Raw genomic sequence first — 25,610 nt, forward strand, 5'->3', positions numbered from 1 at the left:
AATAGCCGACGGCTGTTCGAATGCCGCCACATCGCGCGGAACGTTACCGTATCGCGATCAGATGACCACTTCGACGCACTCACCGGGCGGATTTCCGGATACCCGTTCGGTCTCAAGAGCATTTTGAAGAATGATCACAGCAGCGGCCTGGTCGATGACCGAGCGGCCCTTCTTCGCGTTCTTCCCCGAGGCCCGCAGGCCCTGGGCGGCGGTGACCGTGGTCATCCGCTCGTCCACCAGACGGACCGTCACGGGCTTGATGCCCCTGGCCAGTTCGGTGGCGAAAACCCGGACCTTGGCCGCGGCCGGCCCCTCGCGTCCGCTGAGCGAACGCGGGAGGCCGACCACCACCTCAAGGGGCTCGTACTCCGCCACCAGCTGGCGCAGCCGGCGGTGCGCGGCCGGGACGTCACGTCCCGGCACGGTCTCCACCGGTGTGGCCAACACCCCGTCGGGGTCGCAGGAAGCGACCCCGATCCGGGCGTCACCGACATCGATCGCGAGGCGTCGGCCACGGCGCAGCGTCATTACGCGGTCTCCCCCACCAGGCGCTCGACGGCGGCGATGGCGTCGCCGACCGCGGCCGGGTTCTGGCCGCCGCCCTGGGCGACGTCGGGCTTGCCGCCACCGCCGCCGCCGAGGGTCTTGGCGGCGGTGCGGACCAGGTCACCGGCCTTGAGGCCGCGCTCGCGGGCCGCCTCGTTGGTGGCGATGACGGTCAGCGGCCGGTCGCCCGCCACCGCGAACAGGGCGACCACGGCCGGGCGGTCGCCGGGGATGCGGCCGCGCACGTCGAGGACCAGCTTGCGCAGGTCGTCGGCGCCGGTGCCGTCCGGCACCTGCCCGGTGACCACGGCCACCCCGCGGACGTCCTGGGCGCCGGCGGCCAGACCGGCGGCGGCCTGCAGGACCTTCTCCGCGCGGAACTTCTCGATCTCCTTCTCGGCGTCCTTCAGCTTGCCGAGCATGGTCGCGATCTTCTCCGGGAGCTCCTCCGGCCGGCCCTTGACCAGCTCCTGGAGCTGGGCGACGACCGTGTGCTCCTTGGCGAGGAAGTTGTACGCGTCCACGCCGACGAGGGCCTCGACCCGGCGCACGCCGGAGCCGATGGAGGACTCGCCGAGCAGCTTCACCAGACCCAGCTGGCTGGTGTTGCCCACGTGGGTGCCGCCGCACAGCTCCTTGGAGAAGTCGCCGATGGTGACCACGCGGACCCGCTCGCCGTACTTCTCGCCGAATTCGGCGATGGCGCCCTGCTTCTTCGCCTCGTCGATGCTCATGATCTCGGCGGTGACGTCGAGCTCACGGGAGAGCACGTCGTTGATCTTCTGCTCGACGTCGGTGAGGACGGTGCCGGGAACGGCGTTCGGCGAGCCGAAGTCGAAGCGGAAGCGGCCGGGGCTGTTCTCCGAACCGGCCTGGGCGGCGGTCGGGCCGAGGGCGTCGCGCAGCGCCTGGTGGGTCAGGTGGGTGGCCGAGTGGGCGCGGGCGATGGCCCGGCGGCGGTTGACGTCGATGGCGGCGTACGCGGAGGCGCCCACCGTCACCTCGCCGACCTGGACGGAACCCTTGTGCACGGAGACGCCCGGGACGGGCTGCTGCACGTCGCGGACGACGATGACGGCGCCCGAGTCGAGCTTGATCCGGCCCTGGTCGGCGAGCTGGCCGCCGCCCTCGGCGTAGAAGGGGGTGCGGTCGAGGACGACCTCGACGTCGTCACCCTCGGAGGCGGCGGGCGCGGGGACGCCGTTGACCAGCAGGCCGACGATGGTGGACTCGCCCTGGTTGGTGGAGTAGCCGGTGAACTCGGTGGCTCCGGCGCTGTCGGCGATCTCGCGGTACGAGGAGACGTCGGCGTGGCCGGTCTTCTTGGCCTTGGCGTCGGCCTTGGCCCGGTCGCGCTGCTCCTGCATCAGGCGGCGGAAGCCGGGCTCGTCCACGGTCAGGCCCTGTTCGGCGGCCATCTCCAGGGTGAGGTCGATCGGGAAGCCCCAGGTGTCGTGGAGCAGGAACGCCTTGTCGCCGGAGAGGACCGTGCCGCCGGCGGCCTTGGTCTCGGTCACGGCGGTGTCGAGGATGTTCGTGCCGCCCTTGACGGCCTTGAGGAAGGCGGCCTCTTCGGCGAGCGCGACGGTCTCGATGCGCTTGCGGTCGGTGACCAGCTCCGGGTACTGCTGACCCATCGTGTTGATCACGACGTCGACGAGGTCCTGGACGACCGGGCCCGTGGCGCCCATGAGGCGCATGTTGCGGATGGCGCGGCGCATGATGCGGCGCAGCACGTAGCCGCGGCCCTCGTTGCCGGGGGTGACGCCGTCGCCGATGAGCATGACCGAGGTGCGGATGTGGTCGGCGACCACGCGCATCGACACGTCGGTGTTCCGGGCGGCTCCGTAGCGCACGCCGGTGAGCTCGGTGGCCTTGTCCATGACCACGCGCAGGGTGTCGGTCTCGTACATGTTCTGCACGCCCTGCAGGATCATCGCGAGGCGTTCCAGGCCGAGGCCGGTGTCGATGTTCTTGGACGGCAGGTCGCCGAGGATCGGGAAGTCCTCCTTGCCGTCACCGGCGCCCCGCTCGTACTGCATGAAGACGAGGTTCCAGATCTCGACGTACCGCTCGTCGTTGACGGCCGGGCCGCCCTCGACGCCGAACTCGGGGCCGCGGTCGTAGTTGATCTCGGAGCAGGGGCCGCAGGGGCCGGGAACGCCCATGGACCAGAAGTTGTCCTTCTTGCCCAGGCGCTGGATGCGCTCGGCGGGGACGCCGATCACGTCGCGCCAGATCGTCTCGGCCTCGTCGTCGTCGAGGTAGACGGTGATCCAGAGCTTCTCCGGCTCCAGGCCGTAGCCGCCGTCCGCCACGGAGCTGGTGAGCAGCTCCCAGGCGTACTTGATGGCGCCTTCCTTGAAGTAGTCGCCGAAGGAGAAGTTGCCGCACATCTGGAAGAACGTGCCGTGGCGGGTGGTCTTGCCGACCTCTTCGATGTCGGGCGTACGGACGCACTTCTGCACGCTGGTGGCGCGCGGGGCCGGCGGCTTGGTCTCACCGAGGAAGTACGGCTTGAACGGCACCATGCCCGCGTTGACCAGCAGCAGAGTCGGGTCGTCCGCGATGAGCGACGCCGAAGGGACGACGGTGTGACCGCGCTCCTCGAAGAAGCTCAGCCAGCGACGGCGGATCTCAGCCGACTCCATTAGTGGTCCTCATTCCGGTTGTACGAATAGTTCGGTCGGTGGTTCTGGTGGGGCACGTCGTTGCCGATGGCCCGCAGCCGGCGCGGTCCGTCCAGGGCGCGCACGTTGTCGGGCCGGTCCGGGTCGTGGGCCAGCCCCAGTGCATCGTTCAGCTCGTCCTCGCGCTGGGTCATTCCCGCCTTGACGTCGAGGGCGAAGTCCTTGAGCCGGTGGCCCGCCTCCACCGCCTTCTCGGCGGCCTGGGCGGCGAGGCTCTCCGGGGTCAGCTGCTTCAGCTTGCGGTTGACCTTGGTGGTGGCCCACACTCCGGCGGCTGCGCCGGCGGTGAACCAGAAGGTGCGGCGGAACATCGCGGTCTAGCCCTTCTGCTTGCGGCGCCGGGCGGCCGGCACGGTCCGTCCGACGATCACGCTACGTCGCTCCGGGCGCGCCGGCACGTCGTCCGTCCGGCCCAGTGCCTTGCGCACCCCGTAGCCGAACGCCGCCACCTTGACCAGCGGGCCGCCGAAGGTGCTGGCCACGGTGGAGCTGAGCGCGGAGGCGTTGGAGGTGACCTCCTGGACGTCGCTGGTGATCGCGTCGACCTTGTCGAGCTGGGTGCGGGCGGATCGGACGGTGGTGGAGGCGTCTGCGAGGAGCGGGACGGCCTGCTCGGTCACGTCCGCGACCAGCTTGGTCGCTGCCTTCAGCGTCTGCGCCAGCCTCACCAGCGCCAGCGCGAGGAACGAGACGAGGATCGCCCAGAAGACGGCCACGATGATCCCGGCCACCTCTCCACCGGACACGTTGCACCGCTCCCTGAAGTCTGAGAAAAGTCGTCCCCCGACCCTATCGCGCCGGGGGCGGCCCTCCGTACCGGAATTCCGCGGCGAGCAGGCCTTCTTGTACGGGGAGCATCCGGAGCAGTACGCTCCGTGTCCCATGCGGACCGGGACCCACGGCAATCTTCCCTCGGAGCTCACCGGCCTGGTCGGGCGGGGTGCCGAACTGGACGTGCTGGGGCGGCTGCTGGACGCCTCCCGACTGGTGACGGTGACCGGGGTCGGCGGGGTGGGCAAGTCCCGGCTAACGGTGGCGGCCGCACGCGCGGCGCAGGAACGCTTCCCCGACGGGGTGTGGCTGGCCGGGCTGTCCTCCGTACGCGATCCCGCGCTGCTGGCGCTGACGCTGGCCGAGGCGCTGGGGCTGACCGACCACACGGTGCGTGCGCCCCGGGTGGTGCTGGCCGAACACCTGGCCGACCGGACGCTGCTGCTGGTGCTGGACGGGTTCGAGCAGCTGGTCGACGAGTGCGCCGAGCTGGTGGTGGAGCTGCTGGGGCGGGCGCCGGGGCTGCGGGTGCTGGCGGCCGGCCGGCGGGCTTTCGCCGTCGACGGGGAGCGGGTGTTCCCGCTGGCGCCGCTGGACGGCGGGGATTCCGTACGGCTGCTGGCGGCGCGGGCCGGGGCCGCCGATCCGGGGTTCGCCGCCGATCCGGGGGTGCTCGCGGAGCTGTGCGCGCGACTGGACGGGATCCCGCTGGCGCTGGAGCTGGCCGCGGCGCGGCTGCGGGCGCTGTCGCCGGAGCAGGTGCTGGACCGGCTGGACGACCGGTTCCGGCTGCTGGCGGGCGGGACCCGCGGGGTGCTGCCCCGGCACCGGACGCTGCGGACGGCGATCGGCTGGAGCCACGAGCTGTGCACGGCGCGGGAGCGGCTGCTGTGGGCACGGCTGTCGGTGTTCGCGGGGCGCTTCGACCTGGACGCGGCGGAGTACGTGTGCTCGGGTCCGGACCTTCCGGTGGAGGAGGTGCTGGACGTGCTGGGCGAGCTGCTGGACCAGTCGCTGCTGGTCCGGGAGGACACCGCCGCCGGGATCCGCTACCGGATGCTGGAGACCGTACGGGTGTACGGAGCGGGGTGGCTGGATTCGCTGGGTGACGCAGGGCGGCTGCGGCGCCGGCACCGGGACTGGTACCTGGGGCTGGCGACCTGGTGCGAGGTGGACTGGTTCGGCGACCGGCAGGCGGAGGTGGCCGCGCTGGTGGAGGCGGAGCTGCCCAACCTGCGGCTGGCGCTGGACTGCTGCCTGGAGGATCCGGAGGAGGTCCACCTGGGCCGGTTCCTGGCCGGGACGCTGTGGTTCTTCTGGGCCGGCTGCGGCCGGCTGGCCGAGGGCCGGCTCTGGCTGGACCGGGCGCTGTCCCATGAGGCGGCGCACGGCACGGACGCGGACACCTCTCGGCTGAAGGCGCTGTGGGTGCTGGGTTACGTCGCGGCGCTGCAGGGCGACGGAGTGGCCGCGCTGGGCGCGCTACACGAGTGCCGGGAGGGCGCGGAGGCGGCCGGGAACGCGGTGGCGACGGCGTACGCGGTGCACCGGATGGGCTGTCTGGCCCTGGTGTCGGACGACATGGGGCGGGCGGGCGAGCTGCTGGGGGCGGCGCTGGAGCAGTACCGGGCCGCCGGGGAGCTGAACAGCAACGTGCTGATGTGCCAGGTGGAGCTGGCGATGGTGCTGGCCTTCCAGGGCGACCTGCCGGCGGCACGGGAGCTGTGCGAGGAGGTGCGCGAGCTCTGCGAGGAGCGCGGGGAGCGCTGGACGAAGACGTACGCGCTGTACGTGCTGGCGTACGCGGCACTGGACGCGGGGGATCCGGCGGCGGCGCGGCGGCTGCTGTCCGAGTGCGTGTCCGTGAACCACGCGTTCCGCGATCTGGTGGGCCTGGTCCTGGCGGTGGAGCTGCTGGCGCTGGTGACGGTCGCCGAGGGGCACGCGGCGGAGGCGGCCCTGCTGCAGGGCGCGGTGGAGCCGGTGTGGGGTTCGGTGGGGCTGCAGCTGTTCGGGTCGGGGTACTTCAACGCGCCGCGGCTGATGTGCGAGGAGCGCTGCCGGGAGGTGCTGGGGCGGGCCGAGTACGCCGCGGCGGCCGCGCGGGGCCGGGACCTGGGGGTCGACGCCCTCGCCGAGCGGGCCCTGCGGGGGCCGGTCCGGCAGCCGGCGGGCCGTGCGGGGGCGGCGCTGCCCGGCCCCGGGAACGGCGGAGGCCCGCAGCCCCCCGGAGGGGTGCTGCGGGCCTCGCGTACAGCCGGGTGAGGCTACGACCGCATCAGCGGGCGTAGTACTCGACGACGAGCTGCTCGTCGCAGATCACGGGGATCTCCTTGCGCTGCGGCTCGCGGTCCAGGCGGAAGGCCAGGGCCTTCAGGTTGACCTGGAGGTAACGCGGGGTCTCGCCCTCGCCGGCGTAGCCACCCTCACGGGCGACCTGGAAGGGGTGCTTCTCGCGGCTGCGCTCGCGCACGGTGATGACGTCGTCCGGACGGACACGGAACGACGGCTTGTCGACCTTGCCACCGTTGACCTCGATGTGGCCGTGGACGACCATCTGGCGGGCCTGGTAGATGGTGCGGGCGATGCCGGCACGCAGGACCAGGGCGTCCAGACGACGCTCGAGCTCGACGACCAGGGCCTCGCCGGTCTTGCCGGAGACCTTCTTCGCGCGGTCGTACGCGCGGGCCATCTGCTTCTCGCTGATGTCGTACTGAGCGCGCAGACGCTGCTTCTCGAGCAGACGGACCTTGTAGTCCGAGTTCTGCTTGCGGCCACGGCCGTGCTCACCCGGCGGGTAAGGGCGGGCCTCGAAGTACTTGACGGCCTTCGGCGTCAGGGCGATGCCGAGAGCACGCGACTTCTTGACCTTGGGTCGTGCCTGGTTCACGTGGAACCTACCTCCATGTAAGTTAGGTGAGCCTTACCTTATTTCGAGGAGGACGTAATGTCTCGACCGCATGGGATCCCCCTGCCCAGTGCGCACCGCAGTTCGGACGAGAAACGATCCACGTCCGCTTGCGACGACGGTAGGCAAGGTCAGCCGCGTCCCAGGGAAGGCGCTCGACAGCTCACCGGAGCCGAGCGCGTACGAACCCTCGTAGAGTCCAACGCCTCAGTATCCCTCACGCTGGCGGGTGCTCGTGACCGGCAGGGTCACGGGGAGCCCGCCGTGTTCGGGACGGGGATGCCGGCCGCACGGACCGTCACCCCGGACGGGGACGTGATTCTCCTCGTTTCCGGGGAATCGGCGGCTGCCAGGGCTGCCGCTCACGCCCAGGACGACGACCTCGCAGCAGTGATCGAGATCACTGATGTGGCGCCGGTGTCCGTGCCCCATCGTATCCGGAGCCGCGCCTGGCTGTCCGGCTGGCTCACCCCGGTCCGCGGCGCCGCCGAACGGGCGTCCTGCGCCGCGCTGCTCGCCGAGCGCCACCCGGTGGGCCAGCTGCTGGGCCTGGACGAGGGGGTCCCCGGGGACCGGCCGGCCTGGATGCTGCTGCGGCTGGAGGTCGGGGTGATCAACGTGGACGACCTGTGGGGCGCGGAGCAGGTGGACGCCGAGGACTTCGCGGCGGCCGTGCCCGACCCGCTGACCGGGCACGAGACGGAGCTGCTGCAGCACCTGCACGCGGCGCACGCGGAGCGGCTCGCGGACCTGCGGGGCCTGCTCGGGCCGCGTGCGGCGGACTCCCTGACGGCGGTGCCGCTGGCGCTGGACCGGCTCGGGCTGCGGGTCCGCTTCGTCGACGCGGCCGACGGCGCCTCCTTCGACGCCCGCTTCGACTTCCCGGACCCGGTGGCCGACGTGTGCGGCCTCCGCCGCGCCATGCAGGGCCTCTTCGCAGCCGCGGGCTCCTGACCCCCCGGGTGCTGTGCACGCGCCGGCTGCGCCCCACGCCACCCTCCCCCAGACTCCGTCCGGGGGACCCCCATCCGGAAACCGGAGGCGTCCGCCCCCGAACCCCGCCCGGCGGGCCGTGCCGGACCCGCGGGTCCGCCGTGGTTGCCCGCGCGGTTGCCCGCGCCCCTGGCAGGTCCCGCCCGGGCCCGGTCACCCAGGGGCGCGGGGAACTGCGCGAACGGCCACGACGGCGCCGCACGCCGGGGCCACTTGCCCCGTCACGGCGGAGAGGGACCGCGCGGCGAGGCGCTAGCCGTCGCCGCGGAGGCGGGTGCGGACCCGCTCGACCACGTCGGCGTAGCGCGCCTCCGCCCCGTACCGCGTCGGCTCGTAGTACCGCTTGCCGTGGATCGCGTCCGGCGCGTACTGCTGCGCCGCGATCGCCCCCGGCACGTCGTGCGGGTACACGTACCCCTGCGCGTGCCCCAGCTTCGCTGCCCCCTTGTAGTGGCCGTCCCGCAGGTGCGCCGGCACCGGGCCCGCCAGCCCCGCCCGTACGTCGGCCAGGGCGGCCCCGATCGCCGTCGTCGCGGTGTTCGACTTCGGGGCCAGCGCCAGCGCGATCGTGCAGTGGGAGAGGGTCAGCGCCGCCTCCGGGAAGCCGATCATCGCGACCGCCTGGGCCGCGGCGACGGCCGTAGGCAGGGCCGTCGGGTCGGCCAGGCCGATGTCCTCGCTCGCCGAGATCATCAGCCGGCGCGCGATGAACCGCGGGTCCTCCCCCGCCTCGATCATCCGCGCCAGGTAGTGCAGCGCCGCGTCCACGTCCGAGCCCCGGATCGACTTGATCAGCGCCGAGGCCACGTCGTAGTGCTGGTCGCCGTCCCGGTCGTACTTCACCGCCGCGCGGTCGACCGTCTCCTCCAGCGTCTCCAGGGTGATCTCCGGCTCGCCCTTGGCGATCGCCGCACCCGCGCCGGCCTCCAGCGCCGTCAGCGCCCGCCGCGCGTCCCCGCCGGCGATCCGCAGCAGGTGCGCCTCCGCATCCCCGGCGAGCGTCACCGCGCCGCCCAGGCCCCGCTCCTCCGCCAGGGCCCGGCGCAGCAGCCCGGACAGGTCCTCGTCGGTCAGCGACTCCAGCGTCAGCAGCAGCGAGCGCGACAGCAGCGGGGAGATGATCGAGAAGTAGGGGTTCTCCGTGGTGGCAGCGATCAGCGTCACCCAGCGGTTCTCCACCGCCGGCAGCAGCGAGTCCTGCTGGGCCTTGCTGAAACGGTGGATCTCGTCGAGGAAGAGGACGGTCTCCTTGCCGTACCCGCCGGCCGCCCGGCGGGCTCCGTCGATGACCGCCCGGACCTCCTTGACCCCGGCGGTGATCGCGGACAGCTCCACGAACCGCTTCTGCGTGGCCTGGCTGACCACGTAGGCCAGGGTGGTCTTCCCGATGCCCGGCGGGCCCCAGAGGATCACCGAGGAGGAGCCGGCCGGGCCGCCGCTGCCCTCGCCGACCAGCCGCCGCAGCGGGGAGCCGGGCTTGAGCAGGTGCTGCTGGCCGACGACCTCGTCCAGGGAGCGCGGGCGCATGCGGACGGCGAGCGGTGAGCTCGCCGGGTCCTTCTCCTGGCGGTCCTCGGCGGCGGCGGTGAACAGATCGGGTTCCACGCATTGAAGCCTAAGCGAGGCCACCGACAGCCCGGTCCCGGGTCAGCCGGTCCGGGTCGCCCGGTCCCGGTCAGGAGGCCCGGGTCAGGAGGTCCGGGTCAGGAGGCCCGGGTCACGAGGTCCAGAAGTCCCACCAGCGGGTCAGGATCAGCATGCCGATGATCCCGATGTGCAGCACCGGCGGCACCCAGGCGAACTCTTCGAAGAACGCCTTCAGCCAGCCCGGCGCCGGGAGCAGCCCCTCGCGGACGTTGTGCGCGGTGACGTACCAGAACATGACGATGGTGGCGACCCAGGCCAGGCAGCACCACAGGCAGAGGGCGTTGATGTTGTACAGCGACTGGTACGTGAGCCAGGCGCAGAACCCGACGCCGAAGAGCGTGCCGGCGTTGAAGGTCAGCCAGTACCAGCGCCGGAACCGGGCGCCGGCCAGGATGCTCATGCCGACGCAGATGACGATGCCGTAGGCGACCAGGCCCAGCATCGGGTTGGGGAAGCCGAAGGCGGACGCCTGCTCGGACTTCATGATGCTGCCGCAGGCCACCACCGGGTTGAAGCTGCAGCCCGGGACGAAGTCCGGGTCCTCCAGCAGCTTGAACTTGTCGATGGTGATCACCCACGCGGCGAGCAGCCCGGCCGCCCCGGTGATCACCAGCAGCCAGGCCAGCGCCCGGCTCCCGCCGACCGTCCGTGTGGATTCCGCGCCCGAAGTCGTCATGCGGAGCATTCTGCCGCACCCGGTCCGGGGGCCGTGCCCCGGACCGGGTGCGGATGATCTTGCGCCGCCGGGGCGGCGGGGCCGTCAGGCCAGCTTGGCGCGGACCGCCTCGACGAGCCCGTCGACCGGTACGGCGGCCTGCTCGCCGGACTCCATGTCCTTGAGCTGGACGACGCCCTCGGCGAGGTCCCGCTCACCGGCGACCACGGTCAGCCGCGCACCACTGCGGTTCGCGTCCTTCATGGCGCCCTTGAGGCCCTTGCCGCCGTAGCCGAAGTCGGCCGCGATGCCCGCCCGGCGCAGCTCGGTGACCTTGCCGAACAGCAGCCGGCGGGCGTCGTCGCCGATGGCGACGGCGAACACGCTGGTGGCCGCGGGGATGTCCAGCTCGATGCCTTCGGCCTCCAGCGCCAGCACCGTGCGGTCCACGCCGAGCGCCCAGCCGACCGACGGAAGCGCCGGGCCGCCGATCATCTCGGACAGGCCGTCGTAGCGGCCGCCGCCGCCGACCGCGGACTGGGCGCCCAGGCCGTCGTGCACGAACTCGAAGGTGGTGCGGGTGTAGTAGTCCAGGCCGCGCACCAGCTTGACGTCGTCCTCGAAGGCCACGCCCGCCGCGGTGACCAGCGCGCGCACCTCGTCGTGGTACGCCTTGCAGGCGTCGCACAGGTAGTCGCGCAGCAGCGGCGCGTCCACCAGCTGCTTCTGCACGTCCACGCGCTTGTCGTCGAGCACCCGCAGCGGGTTGATCTCGGCGCGGCGCAGGGTCTCCTCGTCCAGGTCCAGCCCGCGCAGGAAGGTCTGCAGCGCCTCCCGGTACACCGGGCGGCACTCCTTGTCGCCCAGCGAGTTCAGCAGGATCCGGAAGTTCCGCAGGCCCAGCGAGCGGTACGCCTGGTCGGCGAGGATGATCAGCTCGGCGTCCAGGGCCGGGTCCTCGGCTCCGATCGCCTCGGCGCCGACCTGCGAGAAGTGGCGGTAGCGGCCCTTCTGCGGGCGCTCGTAGCGGTAGTACGAGCCGGAGTACCAGAGCTTGACCGGCAGGTTGCCCTGCTTGTGCAGGCTCGCCTCCAGGGCGGCGCGCAGCACGGAGGCGGTGCCCTCGGGGCGCAGGGCGAGCCTGTCGCCGCCCTTGGTCTCGAAGGCGTACATCTCCTTGGTGACGATGTCGGTCGATTCGCCGACACCGCGGGCGAAGAGGTTGACGTCCTCGAATCCGGGGGTCTCGATGTATCCGTAACCCGACGTGCGCAGCGGGCCGGAGATGGCCTCGCGGACCGCCAGGTACTTGGCGGAGTACGGCGGGATCAGGTCGTACGTGCCCTTGGGGGCCTTGAAGGTGCTCAACGTAATCTCGTCACATTCCTCGTCGTGGGGCGGCGGTGCCGTCTCCCAGGCCGGCGGCGACTTCCCGCAGGTACGGGTTGGTCGCGCGCTCGCGGCCGATGGTGGTCTGGGGACCGTGGCCGGACAGCACCACGGTCGAGTCGTCGAGCGGCAGGCACACGCGGGCCAGCGATTCGAGCATCTCGGCGTGGGAACCGCCGGGCAGGTCGGTGCGTCCGATGGAGCCGGCGAAGAGCAGATCACCGGAGAAGAAGACCGGCGGGATGTCCGCCAGCTCCGGCATCCGGAAGGTCACCGACCCCTTGGTATGGCCGGGCGCGTGCGCGACCGAGAACTCCAGACCGGCCAGTTCGAGGGTGCTGCCGTCGGTCAGCGTGCGAACGTCGTCCGGCTCGCCCACGGTCAGCTCGCCCATGAGCGGCATCCCGATGGAGCGGCCGAGGGCCTTCTCCGGGTCGCTCAGCATGTAGCGGTCCTCGGGGTGGATCCAGGCGGGCACGTCGTGCGCTCCGCAGACCGGGACCACCGAGGCCACATGGTCGATGTGGCCGTGGGTGAGGACGACCGCCACGGGCTTGAGCCGGTGCTTCCTCAGCGTCTCCTCGACTCCCTGGGCGGCCTGGTGGCCCGGGTCGATGATGACGCACTCCTCACCGGCGGCGGGGGCGACCAGGTAGCAGTTGGTGCCCCAGGCCCCGGCGGGGAATCCGGCAATCAGCACGTTCGTCCTCACGTCGGTCTCGGCTGGGCGGGTCAGCGGGAAATGCTGCAGATCAGAGCGTACCGGCGCCGCTCATCACACAGCGAACCCATATACGGTACGGCCTGACCCTGCCCGCACTTTGGTACCGGACACGCACAAGGAGACGACCCAGGTGGTCACGAGCGATCAGCGGCGGCGTCAGCTCGCCAGGGAGAAGTACGAGCGTCAGCAGAAGCGCCGCGCCGAGGCGCGGCAGAAGACCCGCCGCAAGACGGCGGTGATCAGCGCGGCCGCGGCGGTGGTGGTGGCGCTGCTGATCGGCCTGGCCGTGGGCGGCGTGTTCAGCAGCGAGGACTCCGGCGAGCCCAGCGCGGCGAACTCGCCGTCGGCCGAGCCCACGCCCAAGCAGTCCCCTTCGCCGGCGATGGCGATCGACGCCAAGGCGAAGTACACGTTCTCGCTGAAGACCAACCAGGGCGAGATCAAGATCGACATGGATGCCGCGAAGACGCCGCAGACGGTGAACTCGTTCAAGTCGCTCGCCGACAAGGGCTACTTCGACAACACCAAGTGCCACCGGCTGACCACCGAGGGCATCTTCGTCCTGCAGTGCGGCGACCCGCAGGGCAACGGAACCGGCGGCCCCGGCTACACCATCCCCGACGAGAACCTGGACGCGCTGGGCAAGCCCAACGAGCAGGGCCAGGTGATCTACCCGGCCGGCACCGTGGCCATGGCGAACACCGGCCAGCCCGGCTCGGGCGGCAGCCAGTTCTTCCTGGTCTACAAGGACAGCCCGCTCACGCCGACGTACACCCCGTTCGGGAAGCTCGACGCGGCGGGCCTGAAGATCGTCCAGGACGTCGCCAAGGAGGGCACCGTCGAGGGTGGCATCGCCCCGAAGAAGGGCGTCACCATCGAGAAGGCCACGGTCACCAAGAACTGACCGTCCCGGCGCCGCCGGGCCGGCCGCCGCACCCCGCGGGCGATATTCCGTCGTGCGGGATGCGGACAGCCGGCCCGGCGGTCGCCTATGTTTGCGTTGTGCAGGGCGGGCGCTGCCCGCCCCCTGGAACTGTGGACGATGCCGAGGGGTGATCCCCGTACGGGCATCAGGTGGAGGAGGCGCTGTGAGCAGCGACCCGTGGGGCCGCGTCGACGAGACGGGCACCGTGTACGTGCGAACCGCCGATGGCGAGAAGGTCGTCGGTTCGTGGCAGGCGGGCACCCCCGAGGAGGCCCTGGCCTACTTCGAGCGCAAGTACGAGGGCCTGGTGGTCGAGATCGGCCTCCTCGAACGGCGGGTGCGGACCACCGATCTGTCCGCGAAGGACGCGCAGACCGCGATCGACCACATCAGGCATCAGGTGGACGAGCACCACGCGGTGGGTGACCTCGACGCGCTCCGCACCCGGCTGGACAAGCTGGTCGCGAGCGTGGAGTCGCGCCGCGAGGAGCGCAAGGTCGCCAAGGCCAAGCAGACCGACGAGGCCCGCAAGGCCAAGGAGGACCTGGTCACCGAGGCCGAGCAGCTGGCCCAGAGCGACCAGTGGCGGTCGGCCGGCGAGCGGCTGCGCGCGCTGGTGGACACCTGGAAGGGCCTGCCCCGGCTGGACCGCAAGTCGGACGACGAACTGTGGCACCGGTTCTCGCACGCCCGGTCGGCCTTCTCCAAGCGCCGCAAGGCTCACTTCGCCGCGCTGGACGCGCAGCGCGAGGACGCCCGCAAGGTCAAGGAGCGGCTGGTCGCGGAGGCCGAGGCCCTGTCGAAGTCGACCGACTGGGGTACGACGGCGGCCCGCTACCGCGAGCTGATGGCGGACTGGAAGGCGGCCGGCCGGGCGCAGCGCGAGGCGGAGGACGACCTGTGGAACCGCTTCCGCGGCGCCCAGGACGTGTTCTTCGCGGCGCGCGGCGAGGTGTTCGCCGAGCGGGACGCCGAGCAGGTGGAGAACCTGAAGCTGAAGGAGGAGCTGGCCGACGAGGCCGAGAAGCTCGTCCCGGTGACGGACCTGAAGGCGGCCCGGGCCGCGTTCCGCTCCGTCAACGAGCGCTGGGAGGCCATCGGCCACGTCCCGCGGGACTCCCGCCCGAAGGTCGAGGGCCGGATGCACGCGGTGGAGCGCGCGATCCAGGAGGCCGAGGAGACCGAGTGGCGCCGTACGAACCCGGAGGCGCGGGCCCGCGCGGCCGGCCTGACGGGCCAGCTGCAGGCGGCCGTCGACAAGCTGCGCGAGCAGATCGACGCGGCGCGTGCGGCGGGCAACAACGCCAAGGCCGACAAGCTGGCGCGTGAGCTGGAGGGCCGCCAGGCCCTGCTCGACCAGGCCCTGAAGGGCCTGGAGGAGTTCGGCGGCTGATCCCCCGCCCCAGTCGGTTCCGGAGGCCCGGCAGTGCCCTGCGCACCGCCGGGCCTCCGTCGTCCCGGCCCACCGTCACCGGGGCCGGCCCGGTGGTCCCCCGCCGAGGCCGCAGGGCTCCGGTGCGGATCTCCGCTCTGCCGGACCGGGCCCTCGCGGCTGTCCGTCCGCGGTCAGGGGACGCGCTTGCCGTCCTCGAGCAGGCCGAGTGCGTGTTCCAGCACCTCGCAGGCGTGGATGTGGTTGCCGGACTCCTGGAGGAGTCCCGCCAGCCACCGGCAGACCTGGACGGCTTCCGGCCGGTAGAACCGGTGCACCTGGACGAACGCCTCCTCCAGCACGCTGATGGCCTCGGCGAGCTGACCGGTCTCCGCCAGCATGTCGGACAGTTCGAGCTGGACCGCCAGAAGATCACCCGCGCCCGCGGCCGACCGCTCGTTGAGGACCAGTCGCAGTACGGGCAGCGCGTCGCGGGTCCGGCCGGCCGCCCGCAGTCTCCGGGCCAGCGCCAGCCCTGCCCCGCCCATGGCCGACTGCAGGTCCTCGCGGCTCACCGGACCCGCCGGAGCCCCGCCGGGGGAACAGGCGCGGTTGCGCACGAGGTGCAGCCGCCCGACCCCGTTCTCCTCTGCCTTCCGGGGCAGCGGACGGTTCTTGGCCCGCAGCCGGGACTCCAGGCTGCGGAACAGGGTGTCCAGGTCGATCAGCTCGGGCCCCTCCTGGATGCCGTCCCGCAACACCGTGAGCAGCTCCCCGGTGAAAGCGGTGTGCCGCTCGCCGTCCGGAGCCAGCGCCACCCGGTCGCCGGGGGACGCGGTCAGCACGTAGGCACCCTGTACGGCGGCCTGGGCGGCGAGTCCGTCGGAGTCGTCGGCGGACAGCACGCGGGCGGCCCGTCCGCTGAAGCAGCAGTCCAGAATCACCACCTTGCGGGCCGCACGTGCGCTGCGCACGGCGGAGCGCAGATGCTGGTAGGCCACGGCGGTATAGCCGAGGTTCTGCCGGGAACCGTGCAGAGCCAGGTACAAGTCGGCAGAGTCGGAGTCCCGCATGCCGTGGCCGGCGAAGTACACCAGCAGGGTGTCGGTCGCTTCCTCTCCTGCCTGGTGGACGGGGTCGAGGAGGTCGGCGGGATGCTCGGGGTCGGTGACGACCGTGAGGTGCTGTCCGGGCAGCCCCCACACGGTAGCGTCGGCGAGTTCGGCGGCCAGGTCCTCCAGGTTCGCCGCGACCGGCGGCAGGGCGGGTAGGTGCCGGTAGCCGGCGCTGCCGATCAGCACGGCACGGGACGCCCCGGGGTCAGGAACTCCCGTCATCGTCCCCGCCGAGGGCGGCCACGATTCTGCCCAGCGTCTCGGGGTCCGTGGCCTCGGATCCGGTGAGCCGGATCTCGTACGGTCCGCAGCGCACGCTGACTTCGGGCGGCCGGCGCCGTGCGGCCTGCCACTGGAGGATGGTGAAGACCAGGGACGCCATGGACAGGCCGCTGCCGACGGCGAGTTGAACGAGGTCGAAGGCGCCCGTGCCCATGTGGCCGGGCGGCAGCGGCTGGTCTCCGGTGATCCGGCCGCGTATCCGGCTCCCGGTGCCCTCGTCCTCGGTCAGCCAGGCCAGGAGGGAGCGCAGGTCCTCCTCCGCTCCTTCCTCCGTCACCCGGGCTCCCCGGAGGCGTAACTCGACTTCAGGCATGCTTCTCGCTCCTCGCCGCACCGATGCGGTTGCTGATCTGCGCGAACAGTTCCACGGCCGCGGCGGATTCGCCGAGCCGGCTCAGGCATACGGCCTGCCAGTACTGGCAGGCCAGGGTGGTCGGGTGGGCCGCTCCCAGGTTCTCCCGGCAGTAGGGAAGCACTCCGTCGAGGATGTCGGCCGCCTCGCGGACGTCCCCTCGCAGCACCAGTGCGACGGCCTCCCGCTGGCGGGCCAGCGCGGAGGGCTCTGTCATGCGGCTGCGGACCAGCCGCCGGGTGACCGCCCCCAGCGGGACCGGTTCCACGGTCCTGGACAGGTCTCCGTGCGGGGGCCGCCATTCCGGGTCGGGGTCGGCCTGTCGCGGGACGAAGGGGGCCTCGGGCACCGTGCCGGGCTCGGCCGCCCAGGGCGAGAGCAGCCGGACGGCCTCTCCGGTATCCGCCGGCCGGTCGCGGGGCGCCAGGGCGCAGAGGCTGTCGACGACGTCGGCGAACCCCTCCGGCAGGCTCAGCCCCGTCTCCCTCAGCGAGGGCAGGCCACGCGCGATGCGGTACACGGTGGCGATCGGATGGTCGTCCTCCGCCTCCACCGGCCGACGCCCGGTGAGCATGAAGCGCAGGCAGACGCCGACCCCGTACAGGTCGGACGCCGGCGATGCCCGGCTCCCCTGGACGCGCTCGGGTGCGAGGTAGTCGGGAGTGCCGACGATTCCGCCGCCGGCGGTGTCGCTGGAGTCGTCCGCCAGCTTGGCCAGGCCGAAGTCGTACAGGACCACACCGCGCCGGGTGATCCGCACGTTCTGCGGTTTCACGTCCCGGTGGAGAACACCGCTGGCGTGCGCCGCGCCGAGTCCGGTGAGCATGTCGACGGCCACCCGGCAGGCCCGGTCCACCGACAGCGGGCCGTGCCCGGCGACGAGGTCGGCCAGGTCCTCTCCGTCGAGGAGCTCCATCACCAGGTAGGGGACGGAGTCGTCCATACCGGCGTCGTGCACGGCGACCACGCAGGGGTGGCTGATGCGTGCGAGCGCGATCGCCTCGTCCCGGAAGCGCTGGGCGGCCTTCTCGCCCAGCCCCTCCTGCCGGGTCAGGACCTTGACCGCGACCATCCGTTCCAGCCTGAGGTCCTCCGCGGCGAAGACCACCCCCATGCCGCCCCGGCCGATCACCCGTAGCGGCTCGTAGCGTCGGCCGAGCCCACGCGGGAACAGGTCGTTCGGCGCCACGCGCTCCCCCCGGAACGGACGGTCGGGGCCGGGTCAGGCCCTCGTCACGGTCTCCTCGCAGAAGTCACACGGTAGACGTCGTAGACGCCCTCCACACCCCGAACGGCCTTCAGGACGTGGCCCAGGTGCTTGGGGTCGCCCATCTCGAAGGTGAAGCGGGAGGTGGCGACGCGGTCGCGGGAGGTCTGGACGGCCGCGGACAGGATGTTGACGTGCTGGTCGGAGAGGACGCGGGTGACGTCCGACAGCAGGCGGGACCGGTCCAGCGCCTCGACCTGGATGGCGACCAGGAAGACGGAGGACTGGGTGGGCGCCCACTCGACCTCCAGGATGCGTTCCGGCTGCTGGGACAGGGAGTCCACGTTGACGCAGTCGGCACGGTGGACGGAGACGCCGCTGCCGCGGGTGACGAAGCCGATGATCGGGTCGCCGGGCACCGGGGTGCAGCAGCGGGCCAGCTTCACCCACACGTCCTCGACGCCCTTGACCATCACGCCCGGGTCGGTGCTGCCGCGCCGCTTGCCGCGGCTGCGCGACGGCGGGACGCTCTCCTCGATCTCCTCGCCCGCGGCCTCCTCGCCGCCCAGCGCCTGCACCAGCTTCTGGACCACGGCCTGTGCGGAGACGTGGCCCTCGCCGATGGCGGCGTAGAGGGAGGAGATGTCCGGATAGCGCATCTCGTGCGCGAGGGTGACCAGGGAGTCGCCCGTCAGGATCCGCTGGATCGGCAGGTTCTGCTTGCGCATGGCCCGCGCGATGGAGTCCTTGCCCTGCTCGATGGCCTCGTCCCGGCGTTCCTTGGAGAACCAGGCGCGGATCTTGTTGCGGGCGCGCGGGGACTTGACGAATCCCAGCCAGTCGCGGGACGGGCCCGCGCCCTCCGCCTTGGAGGTGAAGACCTCGACGAGGTCGCCGTTGTCCAGGGTGGATTCGAGCGGCACCAGGCGGCCGTTGACCCGGGCCCCTATGGTCCGGTACCCGACCTCGGTGTGCACGGCGAAGGCGAAGTCGACCGGGGTGGCGCCGGCGGGCAGCGCGATGACGTCGCCCTTGGGGGTGAAGACGAAGACCTCGTGGCGGGAGAGGTCGAAGCGCAGGGACTCCAGGAACTCGCCCGGGTCCTCGGTCTCCTTCTGCCAGTCCAGGAGCTGGCGCAGCCAGGCCATGTCGTTGACGGTGTCCTGGCCGGCGCTGCCCTTGGCGGCCTTGGGGACGTCCGTGCGGATCTTGGAGCTGCCGGCGACGGTCTCCTGCTTGTACTTCCAGTGCGCGGCGATGCCGTACTCGGCGCGGCGGTGCATGTCGAAGGTGCGGATCTGCAGCTCGACCGGCTTGCCGCTGGGCCCGATGACCGTCGTGTGGAGCGACTGGTACATGTTGAACTTGGGCATCGCGATGTAGTCCTTGAACCGGCCGGGGACCGGGTTCCATCGCGCGTGGACGGTGCCGAGCGCCGCGTAGCAGTCGCGGACGGTGTCCACCAGGACGCGGATGCCCACCAGGTCGTAGATCTCGGCGAAGTCGCGGCCCCGCACGATCATCTTCTGGTAGACGCTGTAGTAGTGCTTGGGGCGGCCGGTGACGGTGGCCTTGATCCGGGCGGCGCGCAGGTCGACCATCACCTCGTCGGTGACGACGGCCAGGTACTCGTCGCGCTTGGGCGCGCGCTCGGCGACGAGGCGGACGATCTCGTCGTACATCTTCGGGTAGAGGATCGCGAAGGCGAGGTCCTCCAGCTCCCACTTGATCGTGTTCATGCCGAGGCGGTGGGCCAGCGGCGCGTAGATCTCGAGGGTCTCGCGGGCCTTCTTCTCCTGCTTCTCCCGCTTGAGGTAGCGCATGGTGCGCATGTTGTGCAGGCGGTCGGCCAGCTTGATGACCAGGACCCGGGGGTCCTTCGCCATGGCCACGACCATCTTGCGGACGGTCTCGGCCTGCGCGGCCTCGCCGAACTTGACCTTGTCCAGCTTGGTGACGCCGTCGACGAGCAGGGCGACGGCGTCGCCGAAGTCCCGGCGGAGCTGTTCCAGCCCGTACTCGGTGTCCTCGACGGTGTCGTGCAGCAGCCCGGCCATCAGGGTGGCCGGGTCCATGCCGAGCTCGGCGAGGATGGTGGTCACCGCGAGCGGGTGGGTGATGTACGGGTCGCCGCTCTTGCGCTTCTGGCCGCGGTGCCAGCGCTCCGCGACCTGGTACGCCTGCTCGATCTGGCGGAGCGTGGCCGTCTCGATCTTGGGGTCGTTGCTGCGGACTATGCGGAGCAGGGGTTCCAGCACCGGGTTGTACGGGCTCGAACGCTGGACGCCGAGACGGGCCAGCCGGGCGCGCACACGGTTGGAGGACCCGGCGGGCTTCAGCGGCGCGGAGCGGGACGGCACGGCGGGCGGGGCCGGCTTGGGCTCGGCTGCGGCCGCCTGGGGCGGCTCGGCCTTCGGGTCGGGCTGCGCGGCGGAGATGGGCTGGACCTCGTCTGGCAAGAGCGCTCCTCTGGGGGTCCCCGCGGACGGAGTCCGGGGGAGGATCCGGGGCCCCGGTCAGGTCCGGACAACCCATGGTAGCGAGCCGCGCCGACAGCCGTTCCCTCCGGCCGCCATGCGGACCCCCGCCCTCCAGGCCCTCCGCCCGCGCGGAAAGGGGCCGGGAACGACGGAGCGGCGGCTTCCTCCGTTCGGGGGAAACCGCCGCTCCGGTCAGTCCGGTCCGGCCTGGGCCGTACGTGCTAGACCACGATCAGCGCGTCCAGCGGGGCACCGGCCAGGGCGCGCTCCAGGCGCACCCGGCCGGGCAGGAACGACAGCTCCATGAGCACCGCCACGCCCGCGACCTGTGCCCCGGCCCGCCGGATCAGCTCCAGAGAGGCTTCGGCGGTGCCGCCGGTGGCCAGTACGTCGTCGATCACGAGCACCCGGTCCTCGGCCGCGAGGGCCTCGGCGTGGATCTCGATCTCCGCCGTGCCGTACTCCAGCTCGTACGACTGGGCCAGCGTCGCCCCCGGCAGCTTCCCGGCCTTGCGGACCGGGACGAAGCCGATGCCCGAGTGGACCGCCACCGGCGCCGCGAGGATGAAGCCGCGGGCCTCCAGGCCGACGATCTTCGTCGCCCCGCAGGCCACCGCGAGCCCCGACAGGACCTCGGTCAGCGCCGTGAACGCCTCCGGGTCCGCGAGCAGCGGGGTGATGTCCTTGAACATCACGCCCGGCTTCGGGTAGTCCGGCACGTCCGTGATCCGGCTGAGCAGCAGCTCGCGCACCTCGTCCGCGACCGGTCCGGGGCGCCCGGTCACCGGCGGCGGCCCGTCGTACGGCCCTGCGTACGGCCCGCGGTCCGGCCCTGCGCGACCACCTCGGGGCCGTCGTCGCCGTCGGCCGGGTCGAGGTCCGCGGACTCGCCCTTCGCGGCGGCCGCGGCCCGCTTGGCGAGCACCCGCTTCTTCAGTGCCTTCATCGCCGGCTCGCGCTCGCGGAGGTCCACGACCAGCGGGGTCGCGATGAAGATCGAGGAGTACGCACCGGCCGCGAGGCCGACGAACAGCGACAGCGAGATGTCGTTCAGCATGCCCGCGCCCAGCACGCCGCCGCCGATGAACAGCAGGCCGGCGACCGGCAGCAGCGCCACCACGGTGGTGTTGATGGACCGGACGAGGGTGCCGTTGATGCTCTTGTTGGCCAGCTCGCCGTAGGTGAAGCGGCTCTGCTTGGTGATGTCCTTCGTCGACTCCTTGAGGCCGTCGAACACCACGACGGTGTCGTACAGCGAGTAGCCGAGGATGGTCAGCAGGCCGATGACCGTACCGGGGGTGACCTCGAAGCCGACCAGGGCGTAGATGCCGACGGTGATGGTGAGGTCGTGGATGAGCGCGATGAGCGCGGCCACGGCCATCCGCCATTCGAAGGCGATCGCCAGGTAGATCACCACGAGGACCATGAACACGCCGAGGCCGGTCCACGCCTTGTTGGCGATCTGCTCGCCCCAGCTGGGGCCGACCAGGTCGGCGTTGATGTCCTGCTCGGTGACCTTGAGCTCGGTCGCGAGCTGCTTCTTCACGCCGGCCGCGGCGTCCGTGTCCAGACCGGAGATCTGGATCCGGAGGCCGCCGGTGCCGAGCTTCTGGACGATGGCGTCGTGTCCGGACGCCGCCTCGGCCTCCTCGGTGGCCTTGGCCACGGACACGGTCGTCTTCGGGGTGGTGAAGACGGCACCGCCCTTGAACTCGATGCCCATGTTGAGGCCCTGCACGGCCAGGGCCACGATCGCCGTGATGGTGATCAGAACGGAAACGCCGTACCAGACGAATCGCTTGCCGACGAAGTCGTACCCGACCTCACCGCGGTACAGCTTGGCGCCGAGATCTCCGAGCTTCGACATCTCACGCCTCCTTAACGTCGACGGGGGCGGAGGTGGTGCGGCGGGACCGGCGCAGCGGCGGCTTGGCGCCGAGCCGCTTCGGGTCCAGTCCGGACCACGGGTGCCCGGAGGCGAAGAACTTCGTCCGCGCGAACAGCGTCATGATCGGCTTGGTGAAGAGGAACACCACGACCACGTCGAGCAGGGTGGTCAGACCCAGGGTGAAGGCGAAGCCCTGCACCTTGCCGACGGTGACGATGAACAGCACGGCCGCCGCGAGGAACGACACGAAGTCGGAGACCAGGATGGTGCGCCGGGCGCGCGGCCAGGCCCGCTCCACGGAGGACTGCAGCGAGCGGCCCTCGCGGATCTCGTCACGGATGCGCTCGAAGTACACGATGAACGAGTCGGCGGTGATACCGATCGCGACGATCGCACCACAGACTGCGGGGAGGTTCAGCGCGAAGCCGATGCCCTTCCCGAGCAGCGCCATGATCGAGTACGTGAGGATCGCGGAGACCAGCAGCGAGGCGACCGCGATCAGCGACAGCCCGCGGTAGTACACCAGCAGGTAGATCACGACGAGGGCGAGGCCGATGGCACCGGCGATGAGGCCGGCCTTCAGCTGCTCGCTGCCGAGCGCCGAGGTGACGGTGGTGACGCTGTCCTCCTGGAAGGACAGGGGCAGGGCGCCGTACGAGAGCATGTTGCCCAGGTCCTGCGCGGACTGCTGGGTGAAGCCGCCGGAGATCTCGGCGCTGCCGCCGGCCAGGGCCTGGCTCACCGACGGGTCGGAGACGACCTCGCCGTCGAGCACGATCGCGAACTGGTTCATCGGCGGGGCCTGGGCGGCCAGCTGACCGGTGATCTTCGCGAACTTGTCGGAGCCCTTGTTGTTGAACTTCATCGTGACGATCCAGGCACCGCGCTGCGAGTCCAGGATGCCCTTGGCCTCGGTCACGTCCTTGCCCTCGACACCGGCCGGGCCCAGGATCCACTTGCCCCAGCTGTCGCCGCGCTTGCCGCAGGCCAGGGTGGGGTCGGTCGGCTTGGCGTCCTTGCCGACGGTGGCCCGCTGGTCCTCCTTGGTGCAGTCCAGGGCGGCGAACTTGGCCTGCAGGGCCGCGACGCCCGCGTCGCCGCCCGCCGGGGCGGAGGGGTTCGGCGCCGGGGCGGAGCCGCTCGGCGTCGGGGCGGGGGAGCCGGTCGCCTTGTTGTCGTCTGCCTTCTTCGACTGGCCCGCCGACGGGGTCGGCGTGGGCGTGCCGGGGGCCTTGAGGCCCTCGGTCAGGGCACGGCCCTGCGAAGTGGCGCTGGACGACGGCGTGGCCGACGGGCTGGACTTGCCCTTGTTGTCACCGGCCTTCGGAGAAGCCGAGGCGCTGCCGGACGGGCTCGGGGAGCCGCTCGGGGTGCCGGAGGGGTTCGCCGTGGGCATCGGCTGCTGGGCCGTGCCCATGTCCTGGTAGGCCAGGACCGGGCGGAAGTACAGCTGGGCGGTGGTACCGACCTGCTCGCGGGCCTGCTTCTCGTTCGATCCCTTGGGGATGTTCACGATGATGTGGTCGCGGCCCTGCGTCTGGACCTCGGCCTCGGAGACGCCGAGACCGTTGACGCGGCGCTCGATGATCCCGACCGCCGTGTTCATGTTGGTCTCGTTGATCGCGTTCGGCTTGCCGGGCTCGCTCTTGGCCTTGAGCGTGATGCTCGTACCGCCGGCCAGGTCGATGCCCAGCCGGGGAGTCGTCTGCTTGGAGAGGAACATCCCCGCGGTGAGCGCCACCATCGCGATCAGGATGATCGCCAGGGCACGCCCCGGCCTCCCCTGAGCCCCCGTGGGCCGCCGGCCCTTCTTCGGTGCTGCCACCTTTGTCGTATCTCCCTGTCCAACCGTCCCGCGCTCGGTCAGCGCGCGGACGGCCACGAAATGTGTGGTGGGGACCCCTGCCCCCCGCCGAAACGGGTCTGGTCGGGGGACCGCCGCGGCCGCCGGTCGGACGGCGCGGGGTCCCCCGCCGGTGCGCTACTTCGTGCCGCCCTCGGCGTCGCCCTTGGGCTCGTCCTTCTTGCCCAGGTCGAGCTTCGGGGTCTCGTCGGCGTCCTTGTCCGCGTCCTTGGCCCCGGTCTTGTCCTCGGTGGAGTCGATCAGCGAGGAGGCGTCGTCCGGGACGACCGGCGTGTCGATGGTCAGATCATCGCTGGCACCGTGGACGATGCGGTTGTACTCGTCGTCCTCCAGGACGGCGCCGATGGCGTTCTTCGCGTAGATCGCGTGCACGCCGGGGGCCACCTCAAGGGTGACCGTGTCGTCACCGATCTCCTTGACCGTGGCGTACATGCCGCCGATGGTCCTGACACCGGTACCGGGGGTCAACTGGTCCCGCATCTGGCTGGCCGCCTGCTGCTTCTTCTTGGCAGAGCGGGTCATCAGGAACATCGCCCCGATGAGCACGATGAACGGGAGGAAGGTCACGAGGTTCACGAGACGAAGATCCTTCGCACGACCGCGCCGGAGGGCGGCCTTTTCTACGGGGGTGGGTATACCGACCTGCACGGTCGGCATCGGCGGAGTCTAGGCGAGTCCGCACCGATGGAACAACGCCCAGCATGGCACCGCAGTTCCAACCGGGGCGAACCTCCGCGCCGTCATGCCCCGAAGAGCCCCTGCTGTCCGGCCTGCGCCCCGGGGGGCACGAGTCCCAGATGGGCCCACGCGGCCGGGGTGGCGACCCGCCCCCTCGGCGTCCGGGCGAGCAGGCCCTCCCGGACCAGGAAGGGCTCGGCGACCTCCTCCACCGTCTCCCGCTCCTCCCCCACCGCGACCGCGAGGGTGGACAGGCCGACGGGACCGCCGCCGAACAGCTTCAGCAGCGCCTCCAGGACGGCCCGGTCCAGCCGGTCCAGGCCGCGCGCGTCCACCTCGTAGACCTGGAGCGCGGTGGCGGCCACCTCGCGCGTGATCACGCCGTCCACCTTGACCTGGGCGTAGTCCCGGACCCGGCGGAGCAGCCGGTTGGCGATGCGGGGGGTGCCGCGGGACCGGCCGGCGATCTCGGCGGCGCCGTCGGACTCGATCTCCACGTCGAGGAGGCGGGCCGAGCGGTGGATGACCCGCTGCAGCTCCTCGGGGGCGTAGAACTCCATGTGGCCGGTGAAGCCGAAGCGGTCCCGGAGCGGCGGGGGCAGCAGGCCCGCCCGGGTGGTGGCGCCGACCAGGGTGAAGGGCGGCAGCTCCAGCGGGATGGCGGTGGCACCGGGGCCCTTGCCGACGATCACGTCGACCCGGAAGTCCTCCATCGCCATGTACAGCATCTCCTCGGCGGGCCGGGACATGCGGTGGATCTCGTCGAGGAAGAGCACCTCGCCCTCCTGGAGGGAGGAGAGGATCGCGGCGAGGTCGCCGGCGTGCTGGATGGCCGGGCCCGAGGTGATCCGGATCGGGGCGCCCATCTCCGCGGCGATGATCATCGACAGCGTGGTCTTGCCGAGGCCGGGCGCGCCGGAGAGCAGTACGTGGTCGGCGGTGGCGCCGCGCTGCCGGGCGGCCCTCAGGACCAGGTCGAGCTGCTGCCGGACCTTCTCCTGGCCGACGAACTCGTCGAGGTCCTTCGGCCGCAGGGCCGCCTCGACGGCGCTGTCGTCGCGGTCGGCGTCCGCGCCGACCAGGCGCGCACCCGTCGCGTCGGTGGTCTCGTCGTCCCAGTTCAC

Annotated in this window: 22 protein-coding genes; 4 read left to right on the forward strand and 18 right to left on the reverse strand. The window is 71.6% G+C overall.

The window, feature by feature from the left end:
• Window positions 1-57: 57 nt before the first annotated feature.
• Genes ruvX through AB0O36_RS33680 form a run of 4 tightly spaced genes read right to left on the reverse strand, consistent with a single transcriptional unit; the run spans window position 58 to window position 3,982 of the window.
• Window positions 58-528: a Holliday junction resolvase RuvX gene (gene ruvX, locus AB0O36_RS33665; RefSeq protein WP_365116957.1), complete on the reverse strand. Its 471-nt coding sequence runs from the start codon at window positions 526-528 to the stop codon at window positions 58-60.
• Window positions 528-3,197 (reverse strand): alanine--tRNA ligase, encoded by a 2,670-nt coding sequence (gene alaS, locus AB0O36_RS33670; RefSeq protein WP_365116958.1) that lies wholly within the window; start codon window positions 3,195-3,197, stop codon window positions 528-530. The genes ruvX and alaS overlap by 1 nt, the downstream gene beginning before the upstream one ends.
• Window positions 3,197-3,547 carry a DUF6167 family protein gene (locus AB0O36_RS33675; protein ID WP_365116959.1) on the reverse strand — a complete coding sequence of 117 codons (351 nt, stop codon included), beginning with the start codon at window positions 3,545-3,547 and terminating at the stop codon, window positions 3,197-3,199. Before AB0O36_RS33675 ends, alaS begins: the two co-directional genes overlap by 1 nt.
• A gap of 6 nt (window positions 3,548-3,553) precedes the next feature.
• Entirely contained in the window at window positions 3,554-3,982 is a 429-nt protein-coding gene (locus AB0O36_RS33680; RefSeq protein ID WP_365116962.1) for a DUF948 domain-containing protein, read from the reverse strand.
• 136 nt (window positions 3,983-4,118) lie between these two features.
• Between AB0O36_RS33680 and AB0O36_RS33685 the strand changes: the two genes are divergently transcribed.
• Entirely contained in the window at window positions 4,119-6,272 is a 2,154-nt protein-coding gene (locus AB0O36_RS33685; RefSeq protein WP_365116963.1) for a tetratricopeptide repeat protein, read from the forward strand.
• 13 nt (window positions 6,273-6,285) lie between these two features.
• On the opposite strand, the gene rpsD is transcribed toward AB0O36_RS33685, so the two are convergent.
• Window positions 6,286-6,897, reverse strand: coding sequence for a 30S ribosomal protein S4 (gene rpsD, locus AB0O36_RS33690; RefSeq protein ID WP_365116966.1), 612 nt, complete (start codon window positions 6,895-6,897; stop codon window positions 6,286-6,288).
• Between the two features lie 297 nt (window positions 6,898-7,194).
• On the opposite strand from rpsD, the gene AB0O36_RS33695 reads away from it, so the two are divergent.
• On the forward strand, window positions 7,195-7,869 hold the full coding sequence (locus AB0O36_RS33695) for a DUF2470 domain-containing protein (protein WP_365117010.1): 675 nt from the start codon (window positions 7,195-7,197) through the stop codon (window positions 7,867-7,869).
• A gap of 291 nt (window positions 7,870-8,160) precedes the next feature.
• On the opposite strand, the gene AB0O36_RS33700 is transcribed toward AB0O36_RS33695, so the two are convergent.
• The 4 genes from AB0O36_RS33700 to AB0O36_RS33715 all read right to left on the reverse strand — a co-directional run bounded on the left by AB0O36_RS33700 (window position 8,161) and on the right by AB0O36_RS33715 (window position 12,299).
• A complete protein-coding gene (locus AB0O36_RS33700; protein WP_365116969.1) occupies window positions 8,161-9,513 on the reverse strand; it encodes a replication-associated recombination protein A in 1,353 nt (450 codons plus the stop codon).
• Between the two features lie 112 nt (window positions 9,514-9,625).
• On the reverse strand, window positions 9,626-10,231 hold the full coding sequence (locus tag AB0O36_RS33705) for a vitamin K epoxide reductase family protein (protein WP_365116972.1): 606 nt from the start codon (window positions 10,229-10,231) through the stop codon (window positions 9,626-9,628).
• Between the two features lie 84 nt (window positions 10,232-10,315).
• Window positions 10,316-11,578 (reverse strand): histidine--tRNA ligase, encoded by a 1,263-nt coding sequence (hisS, locus tag AB0O36_RS33710; RefSeq protein WP_365116974.1) that lies wholly within the window; start codon window positions 11,576-11,578, stop codon window positions 10,316-10,318.
• Window positions 11,579-11,588: 10 nt separating this feature from the next.
• Window positions 11,589-12,299 (reverse strand): MBL fold metallo-hydrolase, encoded by a 711-nt coding sequence (locus AB0O36_RS33715; protein WP_365116977.1) that lies wholly within the window; start codon window positions 12,297-12,299, stop codon window positions 11,589-11,591.
• 154 nt (window positions 12,300-12,453) lie between these two features.
• Here AB0O36_RS33715 and AB0O36_RS33720 point away from each other — a divergent pair, with 154 nt between their 5' ends.
• Together AB0O36_RS33720 and AB0O36_RS33725 are read left to right on the forward strand one after the other, a co-directional pair.
• Window positions 12,454-13,227, forward strand: a complete 774-nt coding sequence (locus AB0O36_RS33720) for a peptidylprolyl isomerase (protein ID WP_365116979.1) — start codon at window positions 12,454-12,456, stop codon at window positions 13,225-13,227.
• Window positions 13,228-13,411: 184 nt separating this feature from the next.
• A complete protein-coding gene (locus AB0O36_RS33725; RefSeq protein WP_365116981.1) occupies window positions 13,412-14,641 on the forward strand; it encodes a DUF349 domain-containing protein in 1,230 nt (409 codons plus the stop codon).
• Window positions 14,642-14,814: 173 nt separating this feature from the next.
• Here AB0O36_RS33725 and AB0O36_RS33730 read toward each other — a convergent pair whose 3' ends face one another.
• The 9 genes from AB0O36_RS33730 to ruvB all read right to left on the reverse strand — a co-directional run bounded on the left by AB0O36_RS33730 (window position 14,815) and on the right by ruvB (window position 25,610).
• Window positions 14,815-15,957: a caspase family protein gene (locus AB0O36_RS33730; protein ID WP_365116983.1), complete on the reverse strand. Its 1,143-nt coding sequence runs from the start codon at window positions 15,955-15,957 to the stop codon at window positions 14,815-14,817.
• Window positions 15,941-16,330 (reverse strand): hypothetical protein, encoded by a 390-nt coding sequence (locus AB0O36_RS33735; protein WP_365116985.1) that lies wholly within the window; start codon window positions 16,328-16,330, stop codon window positions 15,941-15,943. The genes AB0O36_RS33730 and AB0O36_RS33735 overlap by 17 nt, the downstream gene beginning before the upstream one ends.
• Window positions 16,323-17,558 carry a serine/threonine-protein kinase gene (locus tag AB0O36_RS33740; protein ID WP_365116986.1) on the reverse strand — a complete coding sequence of 412 codons (1,236 nt, stop codon included), beginning with the start codon at window positions 17,556-17,558 and terminating at the stop codon, window positions 16,323-16,325. Before AB0O36_RS33740 ends, AB0O36_RS33735 begins: the two co-directional genes overlap by 8 nt.
• Window positions 17,559-17,602: 44 nt before the next feature.
• Window positions 17,603-20,035: a bifunctional (p)ppGpp synthetase/guanosine-3',5'-bis(diphosphate) 3'-pyrophosphohydrolase gene (locus tag AB0O36_RS33745; RefSeq protein ID WP_365116989.1), complete on the reverse strand. Its 2,433-nt coding sequence runs from the start codon at window positions 20,033-20,035 to the stop codon at window positions 17,603-17,605.
• Window positions 20,036-20,277: 242 nt separating this feature from the next.
• Window positions 20,278-20,841, reverse strand: a complete 564-nt coding sequence (locus tag AB0O36_RS33750) for an adenine phosphoribosyltransferase (protein ID WP_365116990.1) — start codon at window positions 20,839-20,841, stop codon at window positions 20,278-20,280.
• Window positions 20,838-21,923: a protein translocase subunit SecF gene (gene secF, locus AB0O36_RS33755; protein ID WP_365116992.1), complete on the reverse strand. Its 1,086-nt coding sequence runs from the start codon at window positions 21,921-21,923 to the stop codon at window positions 20,838-20,840. Before secF ends, AB0O36_RS33750 begins: the two co-directional genes overlap by 4 nt.
• A gap of 1 nt (window position 21,924) precedes the next feature.
• Window positions 21,925-23,769 carry a protein translocase subunit SecD gene (gene secD / locus AB0O36_RS33760; protein WP_365116994.1) on the reverse strand — a complete coding sequence of 615 codons (1,845 nt, stop codon included), beginning with the start codon at window positions 23,767-23,769 and terminating at the stop codon, window positions 21,925-21,927.
• Between the two features lie 156 nt (window positions 23,770-23,925).
• The gene (gene yajC / locus AB0O36_RS33765) at window positions 23,926-24,384 is read right to left on the reverse strand and encodes a preprotein translocase subunit YajC (protein ID WP_365116996.1); all 459 of its coding nucleotides are present in this window, start codon (window positions 24,382-24,384) and stop codon (window positions 23,926-23,928) included.
• A 164-nt stretch (window positions 24,385-24,548) separates the two neighbouring features.
• The gene (ruvB, locus tag AB0O36_RS33770; protein WP_365116998.1) at window positions 24,549-25,610 is read right to left on the reverse strand and encodes a Holliday junction branch migration DNA helicase RuvB; all 1,062 of its coding nucleotides are present in this window, start codon (window positions 25,608-25,610) and stop codon (window positions 24,549-24,551) included.

The sequence above is a fragment of the Streptomyces sp. NPDC089799 genome (genome assembly GCF_040684755.1).
Taxonomy (GTDB): domain Bacteria; phylum Actinomycetota; class Actinomycetes; order Streptomycetales; family Streptomycetaceae; genus Streptomyces.